This is a genomic window from Bradyrhizobium sp. Leo170, from assembly GCF_004296405.1.
In the GTDB taxonomy this organism is placed as follows: domain Bacteria; phylum Pseudomonadota; class Alphaproteobacteria; order Rhizobiales; family Xanthobacteraceae; genus Bradyrhizobium.
In genome coordinates, this window is record NZ_PSRR01000145.1 from 1 (window position 1) to 19,369 (window position 19,369).

Below are 19,369 nucleotides of genomic sequence, written 5' to 3' on the forward strand. Positions count from 1 at the left end.
CCGGCTGTCACCGCCGACGGCGGCCACGTCCTCGATCTCGGCCTTGACGCGACCCGGATGCGGCGAGAGCAGGAGGATGCGGCTGCCGATCCGGATCGCCTCCGCGATCGAATGGGTCACGAACAGCACAGTGAAGTGCGTATCGGCCCACAATTGCAGGAGTTCATCCTGCATGCGCCGCCGGGTCAGCGCGTCCAGCGCGGCGAAAGGCTCGTCCATCAGGAGGATGTCCGGCTCCATCGCCATGCCGCGCGCGATCGCGACGCGCTGCTTCATGCCGCCCGAAAGCGTGTGCGTGTAGCTGTCGGCGAATTTGGTCAGGTTGACCTTGTCGATATAGGCACGGGCGCGCTCATTGGCCTCGGCCTTGGAGAGCTTGCGCGCGACGCGGAGCGGAAACGCGACGTTCTCGGCGACCGTCTTCCATGGCAGGAGCTGGTCGAACTCCTGGAACACCATCATGCGGTCGGCGCCGGGGCCGTCGACCTTGCGGCCGTTGATGCGGATGGCGCCTTCGCTCGGAAACAGATAGCCGCCGACCGCCTTGAGCAGGGTCGACTTGCCGCAGCCAGAGGGGCCGAGCAGCACGTAGCGGTCGCCGCGCTCGACACGGAATTTGACGCGATGGGTGGCGGTCACCAGCGATTGCGGCGTCTTGTAGCGCAGCGTGACGCGGTCGACATCGAGAAGCGGCTCAGCCATATCCTTGCCGATGCTGGAACCAGCAATGCCTGCGCTCAATCATGGAGACCTCCCAAACGACGGATCACGAACCCTGCAGGTGATGGACAGCCGGCGCGTAATAGTCCTTCCAGCTCGCAGGCTTGGTCTTGATCAAGCCGATCCTGTTCTGGAATTCGGCGAACTTCATGCTGTTGCGCGGCGCCAGCTCGAAGATGTTCTGGGGATCGCGCAGCATGCTCTCGACGAACTCGGGCGGGAATTTGAGATTGTCGGCCTTGATATAGGTCTGCGCCATGCCGCGCGGATCGTTCTTGACGAGATCCATGACTTCAGACAGCGCTGCGAGCAGCGCCTTCGTCGTCACCGGGTTCTTCTCGAAATAGGCCGCCGAGCCCCAGATCGTGCCGAACACATGCGGGCCGCCGAGCACGTCATAGGAATCGAGGATCTTGCGCGCCTTGCCGCCCTCGCGCTCCTGATACATGAACGGCGCCGAGGTGAAATGCGCTGAAATCTGCGACTTGCCTGATAGCATCGCGATCACGCCATCCGGCGGTGAGATGAACACGGTCAAATGATCGAGCCGCGCATATTGGTCGATGCCCCAGAGCCGCGCCGTCTCCATCTGCAGCACGATCGCGTGATAGGACGTCTTCACGCCCGGCAGGCCGATGCGGTCGTTATCAGTGAAATCGGCGACCGATTTCACCGCGGGGTTGATGGTGTCGAGCTGCATCGGCTGCGTGGTGATGGCGCAGAGCGCCTGGTACTTGCCCTTCGTCTTGTCCCACAGCGTGAGCAGCGAGGTCAGCGCGCCGCTGGTCATGTCGGCGTTGCCCGAGATCACCGCGTCCGAGGTCGCGGTGCTGCCGCTGACGACACGCATGCTGACAGCGGGCTTGTCGATGCCGGCCGCCTTCAGATGCTTTTCCAGCAGGTTCAATTCCATCATCAGGGTCAGCGGCAGATGACCCATGCCGGGCTGCCGGACGATCCTGATCTGTCCTTCCTCCGCGCGCGCGGGCGTCGACGTCTTCACGATGAGCGCCGGAGCTGCGAGCAATGCAGCGCTTCCCATAAGGGCGTGTCGTCGCGTGATGATCAACTGCCCCTCCCTCGATTTCTGTTGTCGTCCGTTGGCGGTCAACATCAGACTGGTCATGACAGATGTCAACGCTTCGCCGGCGCGGGAAGCGGCGCAAAGCGAAATTCTCCTCGCTTGGATTTGCGAAAGATATCGGAGTGCTAGCTTTTCGATATCACACGATGCACGGAGGCGATCAGTCGGCTTCGCGGCTGCGGACACTTAGCGCAACGGGACGATCTTCGCCTGCGCCTTGGCGCGTTCGTTGACCGTCTTCGACGGCACCAGATGCGGTGCATCCGCGCCGCCGAGGTTGCAGGCGACGTCGATGAAGCGCTGCATCAGCGGTTGCATGTTGCGATCGCGCATCGCGATCATGAGCCAGCTCTCGGCGTCGATGCCTGCGATAGGACGGCTGGAGACACCCGGTATCGCCATGCAGGTATAGCATTCCGGCAGCACGGCGATGCCGAGCCCCGCCGAGACGAGGCCGAGCACGGTGTTGAGCTCACGCGCTTCCTGCTCGATGCGCGGCGTGAAGCCGGCCGCGCCGCACAGCGTCATCAGATGTTCATGCATGCCGCAATTGACGATCGGTTCGACGCCGACAAACGGCTGATCGACCAGCTCGGTCATCTCGACCGGGGCGGTGGAGGCGGCGAGGCGATGGGTCGACGGAAAGAACAGCCGCGACCGGTCGCGCCATAACGGCATCAGCTTGATATTGCGGTTCTTTTGCAGCACGGCCGGCGGCCGCAGGATGCCGAAATCGATCTGATCGTCGGCGAGCGCTGCGAATTGCGAGCCGGTGCCCATGTGCTGCAATTCGATCTGCACGTCGGGATAGCGGCTGCGGAAGGCGCGCAGCATCTGCGCGAAGGCTTCCCGCATCGGAACCGAGCTGGTGAAGGCGAGCCGGATGGTACCGGCCTCGCCTCGGCTGGCGCGGCGCACCGCCTCGGTGGTCTGCTCGAGCTGCTTCACCGCGCGCCGCGCATTGTCCAGCAGCACCTCGCCAGCAGGCGTCAGTTCGACCTTACGCCGATTGCGGCTGAACAGGGTCGTCCCGACCTCGGCCTCGATCGCCTTGATCTGGATGCTGAGCGGCGGCTGGCTGATGTTCAGGCGTCGGGCGGCGCGGCTGAAGCTGAGCTCTTCGGCCACGGCAATGAAATAGCGAAGCTGGCGATAATCCATCTTCTTATAGTCAAAACGTATAGCCGGGCTGTCAATATCATATTGGACGGAATGGGCCGGCTGCGCCTACACCGGCGGAAACCAGAGATAACCCGAGGAACGCCCTGCTAGAGGCCCTTGTCCCATGATCATCGACACGCATCTGCACTACTGGGAACGATCCACCCCCGCGCGGCCGCACGATCCCAACGGGATCCATTGGGGCGAGGAGATGCTGGCGGAGGATCTCCTGAAGGAGGCCGACAAGGCCGGCGTCACCCATATCGTCCAGGTCACGGCGTCGTTGATGGGCTACGACAACCGCTATTCGCTGGAAGCGGCGGCCAAACACAGGGATCGGGTGGTGGGGGTGTTCGGTCGGTTCGATCCGCTGCTGCCAGACAATGAGGGCCGGCTGAAGCAGTTCATGGCGCAGGAGGGCATGCTGGGCGTGCGCATCACGCTGCACCAGCCGCCCTACAATAGCTGGCTGCGGCAGGGCCTGCTGAATGATTTCCTCGCCGCGATAGAAAAGCTCCAGATCCCGCTCGAACTGTTCGCGCCGTACCAGACCGAAGAGCTGCACGACGTGGTGAAGCGCTATCCGGGCATCCTGATCATGCTCGACCATATGGGGCTGCGCCGCATGCCGCCCTACACCGACCGCTACTGGAACTGGCCCGAAATCCTCAAGCTCGGCGAACAGCCAAACATCTGGATGAAGGTGTCGTATTTTCCAGAGGCCGCGCCGGACGACGAGAAATATCCGTATCCGACTTCGAAGCAGCGCTTCCGCGAACTCTACGAGCATATCGGTCCGGACAAGATGATCTGGGGATCGAACTATCCGCCGGTGCTGCGCGCCTGCACCTATCCGCAGTCAGTGACCTTCATCAGTGAGGAATGCGATTTCCTTAACCAGGCCGATCGCAAGGCGATCTTCGCCGGCAACTTCATCAAATACATCAAGCAGGCCGGCGGCCGCGATCTCTTCAAATGACAACTGGAGTGGCAAGGGAGGCGAGGCGATGATTGGATTCCAGATTTGCAAACGCGTGCGCCAAGTCGATGCGGATACCGTCGCAAAATTCCGCGAGCTGCCGGTCGCCAATGTCAGTGACTCCATGTCGCGGATGACCGCGGGCGGCGCGGCGCTTCGGCCGATCCACAAGGAGGGCGTGCTCGCAGGTCCGGCCTTCACGGTAAAGACGCGCCCCGGCGACAATCTGATGGTACACAAGGCGATCGACATCGCCGAGCCCGGTGATGTGATCGTGGTCGACGGCGGCGGCGACCTCACCAATTCCCTGATCGGCGAGATGATGGCGGCGCAGGCCGAGCGTCGCGGGATCGCCGGTATCGTCATCTACGGTTCGATCCGCGATTACGACACCCTCCATGCCGGCACGTTCCCGGTCTATGCCGCCGGCGTCACCCATCGCGGCCCCTACAAGGACGGCCCCGGCGAGATCAACGTGCCGGTCGCGATCGACGGCATGGTGATCGCGCCTGGTGATCTGATCGTTGGCGACGGCGACGGCATCGTCTGTGTGCCCTTCGATGTCACGGCCGAAGTGCTGAAGGCGACCGAGGCCAAGCACCAGGCCGAGATCAAGCAGCTCGCTTTGATCAAGGAGGGCAAGCTCGATCGCTCCTGGGTCGACGCCACGCTGACCCGGCTCGGTTGCAAGATTGACGATTGACGTTTGACAGCGACGTCGCACGCGACGTTCGCAAGGGAGCATGCCGTGTTTGCTTTTTCCGGATCGATCCACCCGAACGGCTGTTCGTGTTGCGGCAGCCCGCCTGTGTTCCAGGCCATGATGGCTTCGGGCAGGTCTTTTTCGCCTCCAACTAATATCGAGGCTACGGAAGGATTGCGGCGCGCACAGGCCGCCGGCGGACCGATCATCGACTGCCACGGCCATTACACCACGGAGCCGCAGGCGCTGCTCGATTGGCGCAAGCGTCAGATCGCGGCGATCGGCGATCGCTCGCAGATGCCTTCGATTGACGAGCTCAAGGTCAGCGACGACGAGTTGCGGCAATCGGTCGAAGGCGCACAACTGCGGCTGCAACGCGAGCGCGGCACGTCGGTGACGCTGTTCTCCCCGCGCGCCTCGGGTATGAGCCATCATATCGGGGACGCGGCGGTCAGCGAGGCCTGGTCGCGAGTCTCGAACGACCTGATCTATCGGCTGACAAAACTCTATCCGAAGAATTTCATCGGCGTCTGCCAGTTGCCGCAGTCGCCCGGCGTTGCGCCGAAGAACTGCATCACTGAGCTGACCCGCTGCGTCGAGGAGCTCGGCTTCGTCGGCTGCAACCTCAATCCGGACCCGAGCGGCGGCTACTGGAAGGATCCGCCGCTGACCGACCGCTGGTGGTACCCGCTCTATGAGAAGATGGTCGAGCTCGACATGCCCGCGATGATCCATGTCAGCGCCGCCGCCAATCCGGTCTTCCACACCACCGGCAGCCACTATATCAACGGCGACACCACCGCCTTCATGCAGTTCCTGATGTCGGACCTGTTCAAGGATTTTCCGACGCTGAAGCTGATCATCCCGCATGGCGGCGGCGCCATTCCTTATCACTGGGGCCGCTACCTCGGCATCGCGCAGGACCAGAAGCGGCCGCCATTGTCCGAAAGTATGCTCAGGAATGTGTTCTTCGACACCTGTGTCTACCATCAGCCCGGCATCGACCTGCTGACGAAGGTGATCCCGGCCGAGAACATTCTGTTTGCCTCGGAGATGCTGGGTGCGGTGAAGGGCATCGATCCCGAGACCGGTTTCAACTACGACCATACGCGGCGTTACATCGATGACTCGACGCTGCTGAGCGCGGATGAGAAGCGCGCGATCCTCGCCGGCAATGCGCGGCGCGTGTTCAGCCGCATTCCCGCTGACATCTTTAATTGAGACGGGAGCGCGCATTGATCACGGACTCGCAGGTTCATCTCTGGGAAGCGCATCGGCCCGATCGGCCGTGGCCGGCCGAGCAGATCGGCAAACCGTCCTTTGTTGCGGTCCCCGGCGCGCGGCCGCATCGCCCCGAGCCGCTGGGCGCGGATGAAGTGATCGGGATGATGGACCGCACCGGCGTCGACCGCGCGGTGATCGTGCCGCCGTCCCCGGTCGGCGATTCCAACGATACGGCGCTCGAAGCAGCTCAACGGTTTCCCGAGCGGTTCGCGGTGATGGGCCGCTTCAACCCGGATGCAGCTGGCGCGCGCGAGCGGCTGCAGACCTGGCTCGACCAGCCGGGGATGCTCGGCATCCGCATGACCTTCTACAAGCCGCAATGGGCGCGGTGGCTCGTGCCCGGCAGCATCGAATGGTTCTGGTCGGACTGCCAGCGCCTGGGCATTCCGCTGATGGCGCTCGCGCCTGGCCTGCTCAAGGAGATCGCCGCGCTTGCGGAGCGCTATCCAGGCCTCACCATCATCCTTGATCACATGGCGCGGCAGAGCGCGCTGCGCGATCAGCCCTGTTTCGCCGATCTCGACGAATTGCTCGCACTGGCGCAGTTTCCGAACATCGCGATCAAGGCGAGCTCGCTGCCTTGCTACACGGACAGCGCCTATCCGTTCGCCAGCCTGGAGCCTTATCTGCGGCGAACCTTCGAGGCGTTCGGCGCCGATCGCATCATGTGGGGATCCGATCTCACGCGCCTGCCGTGCTCCTATCTCGAATGCCTCGATCACATGCGGCGCGAACTTCCGTTCCTGACCGAAGACGATCGTCGGCAGGTTCTCGGCGGCACCGCCGCGGCGCTGCTGCGCTGGCCCGAAACAGGCGGTGCCGTCAAACCAGCAACATCGAACGAGGCCCGCTTGTGACCGACCAGATCAACCGACGCACCATCCTGTCGCTGCTTGCCGGCGTTACGCTATTGCCCGGCATGCCCAGAATGGCGCGTGCCGCCGGTTATCCCGAGCGCCCGATCCATGTCGCGGTGCCGTTCTCGGCGGGCGGCGCGGTCGATATCGTCGCGCGCACCGTGATGCAGCAGGCCGGTCCGCAGCTCGGCCAGCCGGTCGTGATCGAGAACCGGCCCGGCGCCAGCGGCAACATCGCGACCGCCTTCGTCGCCAAGTCCGATCCCGACGGCTACAATGTGCTGATCGCCGCCAACAATCTGGCGACCAATGAGGCATTGTTCGACAGCCTGCCCTTCAACGCGGAGAAGGACCTCGAGCCGGTCGCCCTTGTCGGCTACTCGCCCCTGATCCTGGTGGTGCAGCCGCAATTCGAGGCCAAGACCGTCAAGGACCTGGTCGATATGGCCAAGGCGGCGCCGGACAAGCTCACCTTTGCCTCCGCCGGCACCGGCACGTCGGGCCATCTTGCGGCGGAGATCTTCAAGCAGGTGACCGGCATCCAGGCGCTGCATGTGCCGTACAAGGGCGGCGCGCAGGCGATGGTCGATATCATCGCCGGCCGCGTCTCCTTCATGTTCGTCGATCCCGTGCAGGGCATGCCGCAGATCCGCGCCAACCAGCTACGGCCGGTCGCCGTCAGCTCGCGCGAGCGGCTGGTGCTGCTGCCGGATGTCCCGACTGTCACCGAGGCTGGTTTCCCCGGCGTCGAGGCCACCGTCTGGTGGGGCTTCCTGGTTCCGGCCGGCACGCCCAAGGAGATCGTGTCGCGGCTGAACAAGGAGATCGACCTCGCGCTCGGCGATCAGAAGGTAAAGGACAGCCTTCGCGAGATGGGCGCCGTGGTCAAAGGCGGTTCGCCCGAGGATTTCCGCGCCTTCATCAAGTCCGAGACCGAACGCTGGGGCAACATCATCCGCACCGCCAAGATCAAGGCCGAGTGATCTTTCGCGCCGCTCAGCAGCCGCGGCAGATGCTGCGCAAGCTCTTGTAGACCTCTTCGTCATCCCGCCGCATCTGCTGCAGCGATTCCATCGGCTTGCTGTCGTAGACCGGCTCCGGCTTGCGCTTGGCATCGAGCGCCACGGCCTGCCGCTCGTAGCAGGCTTCCCGCTCGGCCTTCGCCTGGATGAACCGGCATTGCTCCACCGCCGCCGAAGCGGGGACGACGCCGGCCATGAGGCCGAGGGTTATGAGGCTCAAAAGTTTCATGTCGCCCGTCCTTTACCGGCCCGTTGTCTCAGTTCCGTGAAACGGGAGCAACATCAACTTTGCGCGCGAGCCATTTCCCGGCGCCGCATTCTTTGCTAGCCCGTTGTTGCGATAACAAAATCCTCTGGCCGGCCATGAGGGCGGGTCACTTCCGGGAAGCAAACGTGCCAAAGACCATCGAAGAACCCGCACGGCGCGTGCCGATTTATGGCGAATATGAAGTCGCGGTGCTCGGTGGCGGGCCCGCCGGGATTGCGGCCGCGGTTGCCGCGGCGCGTGCGGGGCGGCGCACGCTCCTGATCGAACGCTACGGCTTCCTCGGCGGCATGGGCACGGCCGCGGGCGTGACCAATTTTTGCGGGCTGCACGCCAACGTCCACGGCCAAGCGCATCGGGTGGTCCAGGGCATCGCCTCCGATCTGCTGGATCGAATCGACCGGCTGAACGGGCTGAACAAGCCGCATCTGATCCTCGGCAAGATCCTGGCGCAGGCCTATGACACCGCTGCCTACAAGATCGCGGCCGATGATCTCCTGGCGAGCCACAAGGTCGATATCCTCTTCCATGCGCTCGGCGCCGGCGTGGTGATGGATGACGAGCAGCGCGTCGGCGCGCTGATGGTCGAGACCAAGGCCGGCCGCCAGGCGGTATTGGCAAGCATCTTCATCGATTGCTCCGGTGATGGCGATCTCGCCGCCTGGGCCGGCGCGCCGTACGAGGTTGGCGATGTCAAGGGCAGCATGCTCTATCCATCCATGATGTTCCGTCTCAACGGCATCGATCCCGAGAAAGCCGGTGACGCGTGGCGGACGATACCGGCGCTGATGGAAAAGGCCGAAGCCGCCGGCACCCACAAGTTTCCGCGCAAGGCCGCGATCGTGCGACCGCAGCGCTCGCCGATCGAGTGGCGGGTGAACTTCACCCAGCTCGCACGCGAGGACGGCACCGCCGTCAATGGCCTGGAGCCCAATGACCTCACCCGCGGCGAGATCGAGGGCCGGCGCCAGGCGATCCAGGCGTTCGAATTCCTGCGCACGGTGCCGGGCTTCGAGAACTCCTACATCGTTGACCTGCCGCCGCAGCTCGGCATCCGCGAAACAAGACGCGTGGTCGGTGGTTACCAGCTCAGCGGCGAGGACGTGCTGGGCTGCGCCTCATTCGACGATTCCATCGGCGTCAATGGCTGGCCGATCGAGGCTCATGTCGCCGGTGACGTCATCTTCAAGTTCCCGCCGATCCCGGAATCGCGCGGCTTCAACGAACTGCCCTATCGCATGCTGGTGCCTGAGCGCGTTGACAATCTCCTCGTCGCCGGGCGCTGCGCCTCGATGACCCACGAGGGACAGTCGGCGGCGCGGGTCTCCGGCGCCTGCTTTGCGATGGGAGAGGCGGCAGGCTCGGCCGCCGCGCTCGCGCTGTCGGGCAATACCATGCCACGCGACATCGCGGTAGACAGACTGCAACAGGGGCTGAAACAGCAGGGCGCCTTCATCGGGTGCGACCAGCAAGTACCTGCCGGATTGTGAGGAGGACGCGGATGAAGTATTTTGTGCGGCTCGCGCTTGCGGGCCTGCTGGCACTGACGGCGAGCGGGATCGCACGGGCCGATGAGCTCTCGAAAGCCAAGATCGGCGTGCTCCGCCTGTCGTCCTCGGCGCCGGTGTTCATCGCGCAGGACAAGGGCTATTTCCGTGAGGCCGGACTCGATGTCGAACTGAAATTCTTCGACGCGGCGCAGCCAATCGCGGTCGCCACCACCTCGGGTGATGTCGATTTCGGCGTCACCGCCTTCACGGCCGGGCTCTACAATCTCGCCGGCAAGGGCACGCTGAAAGTGATCGGCGGCATGAGCCGCGAGAAGGCCGGCTATCCCCTGATCGGCTATTTCGCCAGCAATAATGCCTATGCGGCTGGCCTGAAGACGCCGAAGGATCTTGCGGGCAAGCGCGTAGCGGTGACGCAGGTCGGCTCGAGCTTTCACTATTCGCTCGGCCTGCTCGCCGATAAATACGGCTTCAAGCTTTCGGACGTGAAGGTGGTGCCGCTGCAATCGCTCTCGAACGCGGCCGCCGCGCTGAAGGGCGAGACCGTCGATGCCGCGCTGCTGCCGGTCTCGACTGCACGCCCGCTGATGGAGACTGGCGGTGCCAAGCTCCTCGGCTGGGTCGGCGACGAGACGCCGTGGCAGCTTGGCGCCGTCTTCGCCTCGCCCAAGACGCTGGCGAACAAGCCGCTGGTGACGAAATTGCTTGCAGCTTTGGTGAAGGCCGATCGCGAATATCACGACGTGATTCTCGCCGCGATGAAGGATGGTAAGGCGCCGATCAACGAAAAGACAAAACCGCTGCTCGACATCATCGCCAAATACACCCACCTGCCGGTCGAGCAGGTGGTCGGCAATTGCGCCTATATCGATCCGGACGGCAAGCTCGACGTCAAGAATGTTGCCAACCAGATTTCCTGGCTGCAGGAGCAGGGCTTCGTCGACAAGGGTTTTGACGCGGATAGCATCATCGCAAAGGAATATGTGAAGCCGGATTGATACCGTAGTCGCCGTCATGGCCGGGCTTGTCCCGGCCATCCACGCACTTTGTAACCAGGGAAAGAAAGACGCGGATGCCCGGGACAAGCCCCGGGGCATGACGAGCGAGAACGAAATGCGGAGCCAAGCAAGAGCCAGATGGACCTGATCGCCGACCATATTAGCCACCGCTTCGACACGCTCGACGTGCTCGACGACGTCTCGTTCACGGTTCGCGCGGGCGAGGTGGTCGCGATCGTCGGGCCCTCTGGCTGCGGCAAGAGCACGCTGCTGTCGATCCTCGGTGGCCTGTTGCGGCCGACCGGCGGCGCGGCCAAGTTGCGCGGCGCGCCGCCGAAAGACAGCCTCAATCCTCTGACCTTCGTGTTCCAGGATTTCGCGCTGCTGCCCTGGTGCACGGTGGAGGAAAACGTCGCGTTCCCACTGCAGCATACTGCGCTCGACGTAGCGGAGCGCCGCGCCGTCGTCGAGGACGCGCTGCGCCGTACCGGGCTCTCGGATTTTCGTGGCACCTATCCGAAGCAACTCTCCGGCGGCATGCGCCAGCGCGTCGGCATTGCGCGGGCGCTGGCCGTGAAGCCGGCGATCCTGTTGATGGACGAGCCGCTGTCGGCGCTGGATTCGCAGACGCGCGAACTGCTGATGGAGGATTTCGTCCGCTTGCTTGCCGACGGCGCGATGGGCGCGGTCTATGTCACGCATAATCTGGAAGAAGCGGTGCGGCTTGCGGACCGCATCCTGGTGCTGTCGCGCCGGCCCGGGCGCATCCGCAAAGTCGTGCAGGTAGCGATGACGCGCAGCGAGCGCGGCGACAGGAACGTGCGCGAAAAACTGCTGGCGCTGCAGGAGGAGCTGTGGTCGCTGATCCGCGAGGAGGCGATCGATGCCGAGCGCGAGGTCCAGCATGCTTGACCGCGCGCCATCGGAGACGCCGTCCGACATGGACGCCAAACCGCGGCCGGTCGAATTTCGCGGCGCCGGTTTTATGCCGAGCACGGGCCGCGCCTCCGGCTGGATCGCGCTCGCGCTCGTCATCGCGCTGTGGCAATTGGCGGGCAGCGCCGGATGGGTCAATCCGCTGTTCCTGCCCCCGCCGTCGGCGATCGCGGTCGCGACCTACAAGCTCGCGATGTCAGGCGCGCTCTGGCAGCATCTCGGCTGGTCGGTGATGCGGATCGGCGTTGGCTGGCTGCTCGGCACGGTGGCCGGCGTCATCGTCGGCTTCGCGATCGGCCTGTCGACGCTGGCGCGCGGCGTCGGCATCACTTTCATCTCGGCGTTGTTTCCGATTCCGAAGATCGCGCTGCTGCCGCTGCTGATCCTCTGGCTCGGGATCGGCGAAGAGCCCAAGATCGCGACCATTGCGCTGGGGGTGTTCTTCTCCACCGCGATCTCGGTCTATAGCGGCGTCGATGCGGTGCCGCGCAATCTGATCCGGATGGCGCAGAGCTTCAACGTGCCGTTCCATGCCATCGTGCGCCGCGTGATCTGGCCGGGCGCGCTGCCCTCGATCCTGGCTGGCTTCCGCATCACCGCCTCGGTCGCGTTGCTATTGGTGGTGAGCGCGGAGATGATCGGCGCGCAGTATGGCATCGGCGCCTTCGTGCTGCAGGCCGGCAATCTGATGCAGACCGATCAGTTGCTCGCCGGCGTCGTGATCCTGTCGCTGTTCGGGCTCGCGGTCGGGAAGCTGATCAATTTGCTTGAGGCGAGGCTGCTCCACTGGCGGTGACCAGGATTTGTAGGGTGGGCAAAAGCGCAGCGTGCCCACCATCACGAGCGGAGTGCTTGAAGGTGGGCACGCTGCGCTTTGCCCACCCTACAATTCTCGGGCGGTGACACGCTCCGCCGTCATTGCGAGGAGCAAAGCGACGAAGCAATCCATGCCTCCGCAAGCGGGAAGATGGATTGCTTCGCTTCGCTCGCAATGACGAGGAGAGAGCAGTTCACGCATTCCCGCGGTCTTCGCGGAACAGGTCGAGCTTCTGCTGCACCGGACGGTCCGAGAAGCTGAACAGCACCGAATCCACATCCGCCTCATGCGTGACCCAGTGCCAGCTCGGCACCACGAACAGGTCGCGCGGGCCCCATTCGAAGGTCTGCTCGCCGACCCTGGTGCGGCCCTTGCCCTCGATTGCGGCGAATACGGTGGCGTCGGTTGAGCGATAGCGCGCGGTCTTGAAGCCCTTGGGGACGAGCTGGATGAAGGTGCCGATGGTCGGCATCGCGTAATCGCCGGTCTCGGGATTGGAGAATTTCAGCTTCAGGCCGTGGCAGGCGTCCCATTCGTCGCGGGCCTTGGCCTGCTCCAGCGCTTCGCGGGTGTAGCTGTAGGGATAGTTGAAGATCGGCGACGTCTTCGAGGCGCGCTTCTGATCGACCGGAAGCAGATTGTGACCATAGCGCGCAAAACTGTCGCCGGCGGGTTTTGTGATCTGCTGCTGGTCCTCCTTCGCGCCCTCGGCGAAAGAGGCATCGAAGAACTGCACCATGGGGATGTCGAGGCCATCGAGCCAGAACATCGGCTCGCTGGTCTCGTTGGAATGGTCGTGCCAGGTCATCGACGGCGTGATCACGAAATCGCCGGGTGACATCGCGGTGCGCTCGCCGTCGACGGACGTATAAGCGCCCTTGCCCTCGAGCACGAAGCGCAGCGCCGATTGGCTGTGGCGGTGGGCCGGGGCGATATCGCCGGGCACCACCATCTGCACGCCGGCAAACAGCGACGTGGTGATCTTGGATTGTCCGCGCAGGCCGGGGTTTTCCAGGACCAGCACCCGCCGCTCGGCTTCCTTGGCCGTGATCAGCTTGCCCGCCTCGTTCATGTAGTCGCGGATCTGGTCGAACTTCCAGAGGTGCGGTCGGCAGGCGCTCCTCGGCTCCGGCGTGATAAGATCGTTCATCACGTTCCAGAGCGCCGAAAGGCTTTCGCCGTCGATCTTCTTGTAGAACGCCTCGCGCTCCGGCGTCTTCTGCACCGCTTCCATGGCTGGCCTCCCGTCCATTTCTATGTTGTTCGCTGATTGACAGCATACTGACAATATGGCTAGCGTCAACTTGAAGAAAAATCAGAAGACACCAGGGAGGTTCCGATGAAGCTGCACGGCTATTTCCGCAGCAGCGCCGCGTATCGCGTGCGAATCGCGCTGAACCTGAAGGGGCTCACCGTTGAGCACCTGCCGCATCATCTTCGCAAAGGCGAGCAATGCGCTCCGGCCTATCTCGCCATCAACCCGCAAGGGCTGGTGCCGACATTGGAAAGCGACGCGGGCGCGATCCTGACCCAGTCGCTCGCCATCATCGAATGGCTCGATGAGGTCAATCCCGAACCGCCGCTAATGCCGGAGGATTCGCTGCAGCGCGCAAAAGTCCGCGCTTTCGCGCAGGCCATCGCCTGCGACACCCATCCGGTGCAGAACCTGAAAGTGCTGGCGCGGCTGCGGCAGCTCGGCCTGCCGGAAGAAAAGGTGACGGAGTGGGCGGCTTGGGCGAACCGCGAGGGGCTTTCGGCCTGCGAGACATTGGCGGCGGGCGAAGCCGGGCCGTTCTGCTTTGGTGCTGTGCCGACGCTGGCCGATCTTTGCCTAGTGCCGCAGCTTGCCAATGCGCGGCGCTTCGGCGTCGATGTCACCGCTTTTCCGCGGCTGCTCAAGGCGGAAGCCGCGGCCAAGGCAATGAAGGCGTTTGCCGACGCCGCCCCGGATAAGCAAGTCGATGCCGAATAACAACAAGCAAACCCCTGTTACCATGGACGCGGTCTATACCGCGCCCGGCTATCTATTCCGGCGGATGCAGCAGATCGCGGTCTCGATTTTCGTCGAGGAGTGCAGGGCGTTCGACCTGACGCCGGTGCAATATGCCGCGCTGATCGCAATCCACACCCATCCCGGCATCGATGCGACGCGACTGTCCGCGGTGATCGCGTTCGACCGCTCCACGCTCGGCAATGTGATCGAGCGGCTGCAGGGCAAGGGCCTGATCGAGCGCAAGTCCGATTCCGATGACAAGCGCGTCAAGCTGCTCACCATCACCCGGCAGGGCGCTTCGCTGCTGCGCGAGATCATGCCCGTGGTTGACCGCGCACAGGCGCGGATGCTGCAGCCCCTCAAGCCCGCCGATCGCAAGACGCTGATGGCACTGCTCGCGCAGCTCGTCGATCTCAACAACGAGGCCTCGCGCGTGCCGCTGCGCGCCGAGGACGCCCTCGAACATCTCGGGAAGTCGGGCTGATGGCAAAGGATAGCCAACCCGTTTTGATCGCAGGTGGCGGCATCGGCGGCCTTGCCGCGGCGCTCGGGCTTGCTCAGAAAGGCATCCGCTCGATCCTGTTGGAGAAGGCCGCCACGCTCGGTGAGATCGGCGCTGGCATCCAGCTCGGCCCGAACGCATTCCATGCCTTCGACTATCTCGGCGTCGGCGAGGCCGCGCGGCGGATGGCCGTCTATATCGACCAGCTCCGCCTGATGGATGCGCTCACCGCCGAAGAGATCACCCATGTCGACCTGCGCGAGCCGTTCCGTGTCAGGTTCGGCAATCCCTATGCCGTGGTGCATCGCGGCGATCTCCACGGCGTGTTCCTGCGCGCCTGCCGCGAGCATGGACTGATCGAGCTGCGCGTCAGCAGCGAGGTGACCGGCTACGAGCAGGATGGCGCCTCGGTCACCGCGCAGCTCGCCACTGGCGAGTGCGTCACCGGCCGGCTCCTGATCGGCGCCGATGGCCTATGGTCGAACATCCGCAAGCAGGTCACATCGGATGGGCCGCCACGCGTGTCCGGTCATACCACTTACCGTTCGGTGATTCCGACCGAAGAGATGCCGGAGGATCTGCGCTGGAACGCGGCGACCTTGTGGGCCGGGCCGAAGTGCCACATCGTGCACTATCCGCTCTCGGACTGGAAAGTGTTCAACCTCGTCGTCACCTACCACAACGACGCGCCGGAGCCGGTCGCGGGAAAGCCGGTTGGCGATGAGGAGGTGATGCAGGGCTTTCGGCACGTCCATGAGCGTGCGCAAAGCATCATTCGTCACGGCAAGAATTGGCGGCTCTGGGTGTTGTGCGACCGCGATCCGAACGAGCGCTGGATCGACGGCCGCGTCGCCCTACTCGGCGACGCCGCCCATCCGATGCTGCAATATTTCGCGCAAGGCGCCTGCCAGGCGATGGAGGATGCCGTGTGCCTGTCGCACATGCTGTCGCATCATGACGACCACGCAGTGGCGCTCGAGCATTACCGCGCACAACGTTTCCCACGCACTGCGCAGGTGCAATTGTGGTCGCGCGCGATCGGCGAGCACATCTACCATCCCGCCGGCGACCACGCCCGCCTCCGCAACGCCATCATGGGCGCGAAGACCTCCGAGGATTACTATCAGGATCTCGCCTGGCTCTACGGCGGCACGGGGTTGAACGCGTGATCACCAACTCACACCCCGCCGTCGTCCCGGGCTTGACCCGGGACCCATAACCCCCGGCGGTTATTGTTGTGCGAGATTGTCGTTCCGGCGTTCTCTCAAACCCACATTTGTGGTTATGGGTCCCGGGTCAAGCCCGGGACGACAGTGAGTTTGCTGAAGCGGTATGCATCACATCTTCATCACCGCCTGCCGGTCGATCTTGCCTGTTCCTGTCTTCGGCAGTTCGTCAATGAACTTGATCTCGCGCGGATACTTATAGGGCAAGAGCCTTGCCTTCACGTAATCCTGCAGCCGCTTCGCCGTCTCCTCCGCCTCGAACGCGCGGTCGTTCATCACCACGACGGCCTTCAGCGTCATGCGTCTATCGGGCAGTTCGGCGGCGAAGACGGCGCATTCGCGGACATCAGGATGATCGGCGAGGCAGAGCTCGACCTCGAGCGGGTAGACCCATTGGCCTGATATCTTGATCAGGTCGTCGGCGCGGCCACGGAAAAAGTGGAAGCCATCGCTGTCGCGGACGAAACGGTCGCCGGTGTAAATCCAGCCGCCCTCGCGCACGGTCTCGGCGGTCTTGTCGGGGCGGTTCCAGTAGAGCGGCGTGTTGGAATCGCCGCGCACCCACAATATCCCTTCCTCATTGTCAGCGACCTCGCGGCCGTCCTTGTCGCGCAGCAGGATCTCGTAGCCGGGGACGCGCACGCCCGCAGCACCCAGCTTCTTTCTGTCCGCGCGGTTGCAGAGATAGATGTGCAGCACCTCGGTCGAGCCGAGGCCTTCGATGATCTCGAGCCCGGTCAGCGCTTTCCAGCCGTTGAAGACGTCGGCCGAGAGCACCTCCGCGGCCGAGATCGCCATGCGCAGCGAGGAGAAATCGACTCTCGCCGCGCCGTCGGCCTTGGTCAGCGAGGTGTAGAGCGTCGGCAGGCCGAAGAACACGGTCGGACGATACTGCTCGATCGCCGCGAAGATCGATGCCGGCTTCGGCTGGTCGGGCAGGAGCAGCGTGGCGGCGCCGACCGAGAACGGGAAGGTGATGGAATTGCCGAAGCCATAGGCGAAGAAGATCTTCGGCACCGAGAAGCAGATGTCGCCGGGTGCCAGCTTCAGCACGTTGCGGGAAAACGCCTGCTCGCTATAGGCCATATCGTGGTGCAGATGCACGATGCCTTTGGGCCGGCCGGTCGAGCCGGACGAGTACATCCAGAACGCCATCTCGTTGCGGTGGGTGTCGGCTTCAGTGAGCTCGGCCGAAAAACGCGGCAGCCATTCATCGGCCAGGAGCGCCTGCGGCACCGCATGCTCGCCGGCCGCGCCATTGACCACGAGCGTTTTCAGCGGCGTATCCTTGCAAGCCTCAGTGTTGAAGCGCGAGCAGAACTCGGCATCAGTGACCGCGACTGTCGCACTCGCATCCGAAAGATAGAACTGCAGGAGGTCCGGCGGCGTCAGCGTGTTGATAAGAAGCGGCACGAAGCCGGCGCTGATAGCGCCGAAGAACGCGGCCGGATAGGCGGGCGTATCGTCGAGGAACAGCAGGATGCGGTCGCCGCGCTTCAGGCCCAGTGAAGCGAAGCCGTGGCCCCAGCTCGCGGCCTCAGCGCAAAGTTCGCGATAGGTGCGCTTTCCCGCCGGACCTGTCAGGGCCAATCGTTCGCCGCGGCCCTGCGCGAGATTGTCGAACAGGATGCGGCTTGCGTTGTAGCGCTCGGGCAGCGCAAAGCCGATCTCGCGCGCGCCCGGACTGTCCGATGGTACCTGGTCGGCGATCTCGTTCATGACTTGCTCCTCGAGGCCTCGTAGCCTGCCATGAAATTCGGCGACATCGCGCGCAGCCGCGCGTCGTCGATCCGTCCCGAACGGGTGATGTAGCTGAAGGCGAAATCCATCAGGTCGAGCTTCATGTGCTCGGGGAATTTCTCGTACCAGTCCGCACTGGTGCGCGCCGCGGTAACCAGCTTCTTCACGATCGGCTTGCGTTCGGCCTCATAGCGGTGGAGGGCGGTGGAGACATGCGCTTCGGCTTCGAGCGCCCTCGTCAGCGCAATCGCATCCTCGATCGCAAGGCGGGTGCCGGAGCCGATCGAGAAATGCGCCGAGTGCAGGGCGTCGCCGATCAGCACCATGTTCTTGAACGACCAGTGCTCGTTCCAGATCCACGGGAAATTGCGCCACAGCGATTTGTTCGAGATCAGCGGCTGCCCGCCGAGCGCCTCGGCAAACACCTCCTCGCACACGGCCTTGGAGTGATCGGCGTCCTTGTTCGCGAAGCCATAGGCGTGCCAGGTGGCGCGGTCGCACTCGACCAGGAACGTGCTCATGGTCGGTGAATAACGGTAGTGATGGGCGTTGAAGGCGCCGCGTTCGGTCTTGACGAAGGTCTGCGACAGCGTCTCGAACCGCCTCTGTGTGCCGTACCAGGCGAACTTGTTGGACGAGTAGGACAGCGAGGTGCCGAAATCGCCCTCAAAGCTCCGGCGCACCAGCGAATTCAGCCCGTCCGCGGCGACGATCAGGTCATAGCCTTGTTGGACCCCTTGCAGCGCGTCGACCGACTGGATCGCTTTGTCGAATTGAACCGTGACGCCGACCGCGCGGACGCGCTCCTGCAACAACGAGAGCAGCGCAAGCCGGCCGATCGAGGAGAAGCCGATGCCGTCGATCTCGACGCTCTCCCCGCGCAGGTTGAGCGTAATGTTCTTCCAGCTTTCCATGTTCGGCGCGATGGCGTCGACTGTCTCGGGATCGTCGGCGCGCAGGAATTCCAGCGCCTGGTCCGAGAACACGACGCCGAAGCCCCAGGTCGCATCGGCCGGGTTCTGCTCGAACAGTTCGACGACCGCGTCCGGGTGTCGCCGCTTCCAGAGATAGGCGAAATAGAGGCCGCCGGGACCTCCGCCGATCACGGCGATACGCACGATATTCCTCCCAATTGACAGTGTACTTACGAGTTTGCGCCCAGACTATCCGCGGGACGCGCGCAGCGCCACCGGAAAATTTGCGCGAGCGGCGACCGCCGTGGCCGGAACCCGCCCGGGCTCACCAAGCTCGCCAAGTTGAATTGGCATGTCGCGTATCAGGTCGCGATGTCGATTGCCTAGATCGCGCTTTCGGTCAGGCTTATTCAGCTCATTCTCGCGTTCCGCGGCGAGTAGCTGGCTGGTCGCCGCGGCTCACCGCGCCGCGAACTGTCCCAGCACTTCCTTGCAGGCGGGCGACAGCGAGGCGGCATTGGAGGCCAGGCACTGCGCGATCCGGCCGCCTCCCGGCGCAACGCCGCCGCACAGCGAGCGTACGTCGGCGCCGCAGGCCGACCGCACGACGAGCAGTTCTTCGCGCGGACGCAAGGGCCGCAGCACGATCCCCGCCGCAGG

General features: G+C 64.0%; 19 protein-coding genes and 1 pseudogene. 12 read left to right on the forward strand and 8 right to left on the reverse strand.

From position 1 onward, the window contains the following. The 3 genes from CWO89_RS23070 to CWO89_RS23080 all read right to left on the reverse strand — a co-directional run. The coding region (locus CWO89_RS23070) for an ABC transporter ATP-binding protein (protein WP_130581050.1) at nt 1-702 on the reverse strand (702 nt) is incomplete at its 3' end. 64 nt (nt 703-766) lie between these two features. Further along, nucleotides 767-1,846: an ABC transporter substrate-binding protein gene (locus CWO89_RS23075; protein ID WP_130581035.1), complete on the reverse strand. Its 1,080-nt coding sequence runs from the start codon at nt 1,844-1,846 to the stop codon at nt 767-769. A gap of 144 nt (nt 1,847-1,990) precedes the next feature. Further along, nucleotides 1,991-2,965, reverse strand: a complete 975-nt coding sequence (locus CWO89_RS23080) for a LysR substrate-binding domain-containing protein (protein WP_130581036.1) — start codon at nt 2,963-2,965, stop codon at nt 1,991-1,993. A gap of 124 nt (nt 2,966-3,089) precedes the next feature. Here CWO89_RS23080 and CWO89_RS23085 point away from each other — a divergent pair, with 124 nt between their 5' ends. From CWO89_RS23085 to CWO89_RS23105, 5 genes are read left to right on the forward strand one after another with little or no spacing between them, the layout of a single operon-like run. Beyond that, nucleotides 3,090-3,944 carry an amidohydrolase family protein gene (locus tag CWO89_RS23085; RefSeq protein WP_130581037.1) on the forward strand — a complete coding sequence of 285 codons (855 nt, stop codon included), beginning with the start codon at nt 3,090-3,092 and terminating at the stop codon, nt 3,942-3,944. Between the two features lie 28 nt (nt 3,945-3,972). Next, entirely contained in the window at nt 3,973-4,647 is a 675-nt protein-coding gene (locus CWO89_RS23090; RefSeq protein ID WP_130581038.1) for an RraA family protein, read from the forward strand. 45 nt (nt 4,648-4,692) lie between these two features. Then, nucleotides 4,693-5,868 (forward strand): amidohydrolase family protein, encoded by a 1,176-nt coding sequence (locus tag CWO89_RS23095; protein WP_245476442.1) that lies wholly within the window; start codon nt 4,693-4,695, stop codon nt 5,866-5,868. A gap of 14 nt (nt 5,869-5,882) precedes the next feature. Next, nucleotides 5,883-6,788, forward strand: coding sequence for an amidohydrolase family protein (locus CWO89_RS23100; RefSeq protein ID WP_165421291.1), 906 nt, complete (start codon nt 5,883-5,885; stop codon nt 6,786-6,788). Continuing rightward, nucleotides 6,785-7,771 carry a Bug family tripartite tricarboxylate transporter substrate binding protein gene (locus CWO89_RS23105; RefSeq protein WP_207234548.1) on the forward strand — a complete coding sequence of 329 codons (987 nt, stop codon included), beginning with the start codon at nt 6,785-6,787 and terminating at the stop codon, nt 7,769-7,771. The genes CWO89_RS23100 and CWO89_RS23105 overlap by 4 nt, the downstream gene beginning before the upstream one ends. A 13-nt stretch (nt 7,772-7,784) precedes the next feature. On the opposite strand, the gene CWO89_RS23110 is transcribed toward CWO89_RS23105, so the two are convergent. After that, the gene (locus CWO89_RS23110; RefSeq protein WP_130581040.1) at nt 7,785-8,039 is read right to left on the reverse strand and encodes a hypothetical protein; all 255 of its coding nucleotides are present in this window, start codon (nt 8,037-8,039) and stop codon (nt 7,785-7,787) included. Nucleotides 8,040-8,173: 134 nt separating this feature from the next. Here CWO89_RS23110 and CWO89_RS23115 point away from each other — a divergent pair, with 134 nt between their 5' ends. The 4 genes from CWO89_RS23115 to CWO89_RS23130 all read left to right on the forward strand — a co-directional run bounded on the left by CWO89_RS23115 (nt 8,174) and on the right by CWO89_RS23130 (nt 12,313). Then, the gene (locus CWO89_RS23115; RefSeq protein ID WP_130581041.1) at nt 8,174-9,565 is read left to right on the forward strand and encodes an FAD-dependent oxidoreductase; all 1,392 of its coding nucleotides are present in this window, start codon (nt 8,174-8,176) and stop codon (nt 9,563-9,565) included. Nucleotides 9,566-9,576: 11 nt separating this feature from the next. Beyond that, nucleotides 9,577-10,581, forward strand: a complete 1,005-nt coding sequence (locus CWO89_RS23120; RefSeq protein WP_130581042.1) for an ABC transporter substrate-binding protein — start codon at nt 9,577-9,579, stop codon at nt 10,579-10,581. Nucleotides 10,582-10,719: 138 nt separating this feature from the next. Beyond that, a complete protein-coding gene (locus tag CWO89_RS23125) occupies nt 10,720-11,493 on the forward strand; it encodes an ABC transporter ATP-binding protein (RefSeq protein WP_130581043.1) in 774 nt (257 codons plus the stop codon). Continuing rightward, a complete protein-coding gene (locus CWO89_RS23130) occupies nt 11,486-12,313 on the forward strand; it encodes an ABC transporter permease (RefSeq protein WP_165421292.1) in 828 nt (275 codons plus the stop codon). Before CWO89_RS23125 ends, CWO89_RS23130 begins: the two co-directional genes overlap by 8 nt. A 214-nt stretch (nt 12,314-12,527) precedes the next feature. On the opposite strand, the gene gtdA is transcribed toward CWO89_RS23130, so the two are convergent. Further along, nucleotides 12,528-13,568 carry a gentisate 1,2-dioxygenase gene (gtdA, locus tag CWO89_RS23135; protein ID WP_130581045.1) on the reverse strand — a complete coding sequence of 347 codons (1,041 nt, stop codon included), beginning with the start codon at nt 13,566-13,568 and terminating at the stop codon, nt 12,528-12,530. 105 nt (nt 13,569-13,673) lie between these two features. On the opposite strand from gtdA, the gene maiA reads away from it, so the two are divergent. The 3 genes from maiA to CWO89_RS23150 are packed head-to-tail and all read left to right on the forward strand — an operon-like array spanning nt 13,674 to nt 15,998. Next, nucleotides 13,674-14,306, forward strand: coding sequence for a maleylacetoacetate isomerase (gene maiA, locus CWO89_RS23140; RefSeq protein ID WP_130581046.1), 633 nt, complete (start codon nt 13,674-13,676; stop codon nt 14,304-14,306). Beyond that, nucleotides 14,296-14,811 carry a MarR family winged helix-turn-helix transcriptional regulator gene (locus tag CWO89_RS23145; protein WP_130581047.1) on the forward strand — a complete coding sequence of 172 codons (516 nt, stop codon included), beginning with the start codon at nt 14,296-14,298 and terminating at the stop codon, nt 14,809-14,811. The genes maiA and CWO89_RS23145 overlap by 11 nt, the downstream gene beginning before the upstream one ends. After that, entirely contained in the window at nt 14,811-15,998 is a 1,188-nt protein-coding gene (locus CWO89_RS23150) for a 3-hydroxybenzoate 6-monooxygenase (RefSeq protein ID WP_130581048.1), read from the forward strand. The genes CWO89_RS23145 and CWO89_RS23150 overlap by 1 nt, the downstream gene beginning before the upstream one ends. A gap of 168 nt (nt 15,999-16,166) precedes the next feature. Here CWO89_RS23150 and CWO89_RS23155 read toward each other — a convergent pair whose 3' ends face one another. From CWO89_RS23155 to CWO89_RS23165, 3 genes and pseudogenes are all read right to left on the reverse strand, one after another. Beyond that, nucleotides 16,167-17,774, reverse strand: a complete 1,608-nt coding sequence (locus CWO89_RS23155) for a benzoate-CoA ligase family protein (protein ID WP_130581049.1) — start codon at nt 17,772-17,774, stop codon at nt 16,167-16,169. Continuing rightward, on the reverse strand, nt 17,771-18,913 hold the full coding sequence (locus CWO89_RS23160; RefSeq protein WP_165421293.1) for an FAD-dependent monooxygenase: 1,143 nt from the start codon (nt 18,911-18,913) through the stop codon (nt 17,771-17,773). The genes CWO89_RS23155 and CWO89_RS23160 overlap by 4 nt, the downstream gene beginning before the upstream one ends. A 255-nt stretch (nt 18,914-19,168) precedes the next feature. Beyond that, nucleotides 19,169-19,369: pseudogene (locus tag CWO89_RS23165) on the reverse strand (hypothetical protein); the annotation flags it as partial.

What these genes read in the sequence shown, in the direction of transcription:
- CWO89_RS23075 (WP_130581035.1), bottom strand. Translation starts at nt 1,846, where the DNA reads ATGACCAGTCTGATGTTGACCGCCAACGGACGACAACAGAAATCGAGG.
- CWO89_RS23080 (WP_130581036.1), bottom strand. Translation starts at nt 2,965, where the DNA reads ATGGATTATCGCCAGCTTCGCTATTTCATTGCCGTGGCCGAAGAGCTC.
- CWO89_RS23085 (WP_130581037.1), top strand. Translation starts at nt 3,090, where the DNA reads ATGATCATCGACACGCATCTGCACTACTGGGAACGATCCACCCCCGCG.
- CWO89_RS23090 (WP_130581038.1), top strand. Translation starts at nt 3,973, where the DNA reads ATGATTGGATTCCAGATTTGCAAACGCGTGCGCCAAGTCGATGCGGAT.
- CWO89_RS23110 (WP_130581040.1), bottom strand. Translation starts at nt 8,039, where the DNA reads ATGAAACTTTTGAGCCTCATAACCCTCGGCCTCATGGCCGGCGTCGTC.
- CWO89_RS23115 (WP_130581041.1), top strand. Translation starts at nt 8,174, where the DNA reads ATGAGGGCGGGTCACTTCCGGGAAGCAAACGTGCCAAAGACCATCGAA.
- CWO89_RS23120 (WP_130581042.1), top strand. Translation starts at nt 9,577, where the DNA reads ATGAAGTATTTTGTGCGGCTCGCGCTTGCGGGCCTGCTGGCACTGACG.
- CWO89_RS23125 (WP_130581043.1), top strand. Translation starts at nt 10,720, where the DNA reads ATGGACCTGATCGCCGACCATATTAGCCACCGCTTCGACACGCTCGAC.
- CWO89_RS23130 (WP_165421292.1), top strand. Translation starts at nt 11,486, where the DNA reads ATGCTTGACCGCGCGCCATCGGAGACGCCGTCCGACATGGACGCCAAA.
- gtdA (WP_130581045.1), bottom strand. Translation starts at nt 13,568, where the DNA reads ATGGAAGCGGTGCAGAAGACGCCGGAGCGCGAGGCGTTCTACAAGAAG.
- maiA (WP_130581046.1), top strand. Translation starts at nt 13,674, where the DNA reads ATGAAGCTGCACGGCTATTTCCGCAGCAGCGCCGCGTATCGCGTGCGA.
- CWO89_RS23145 (WP_130581047.1), top strand. Translation starts at nt 14,296, where the DNA reads ATGCCGAATAACAACAAGCAAACCCCTGTTACCATGGACGCGGTCTAT.
- CWO89_RS23150 (WP_130581048.1), top strand. Translation starts at nt 14,811, where the DNA reads ATGGCAAAGGATAGCCAACCCGTTTTGATCGCAGGTGGCGGCATCGGC.
- CWO89_RS23155 (WP_130581049.1), bottom strand. Translation starts at nt 17,774, where the DNA reads ATGAACGAGATCGCCGACCAGGTACCATCGGACAGTCCGGGCGCGCGC.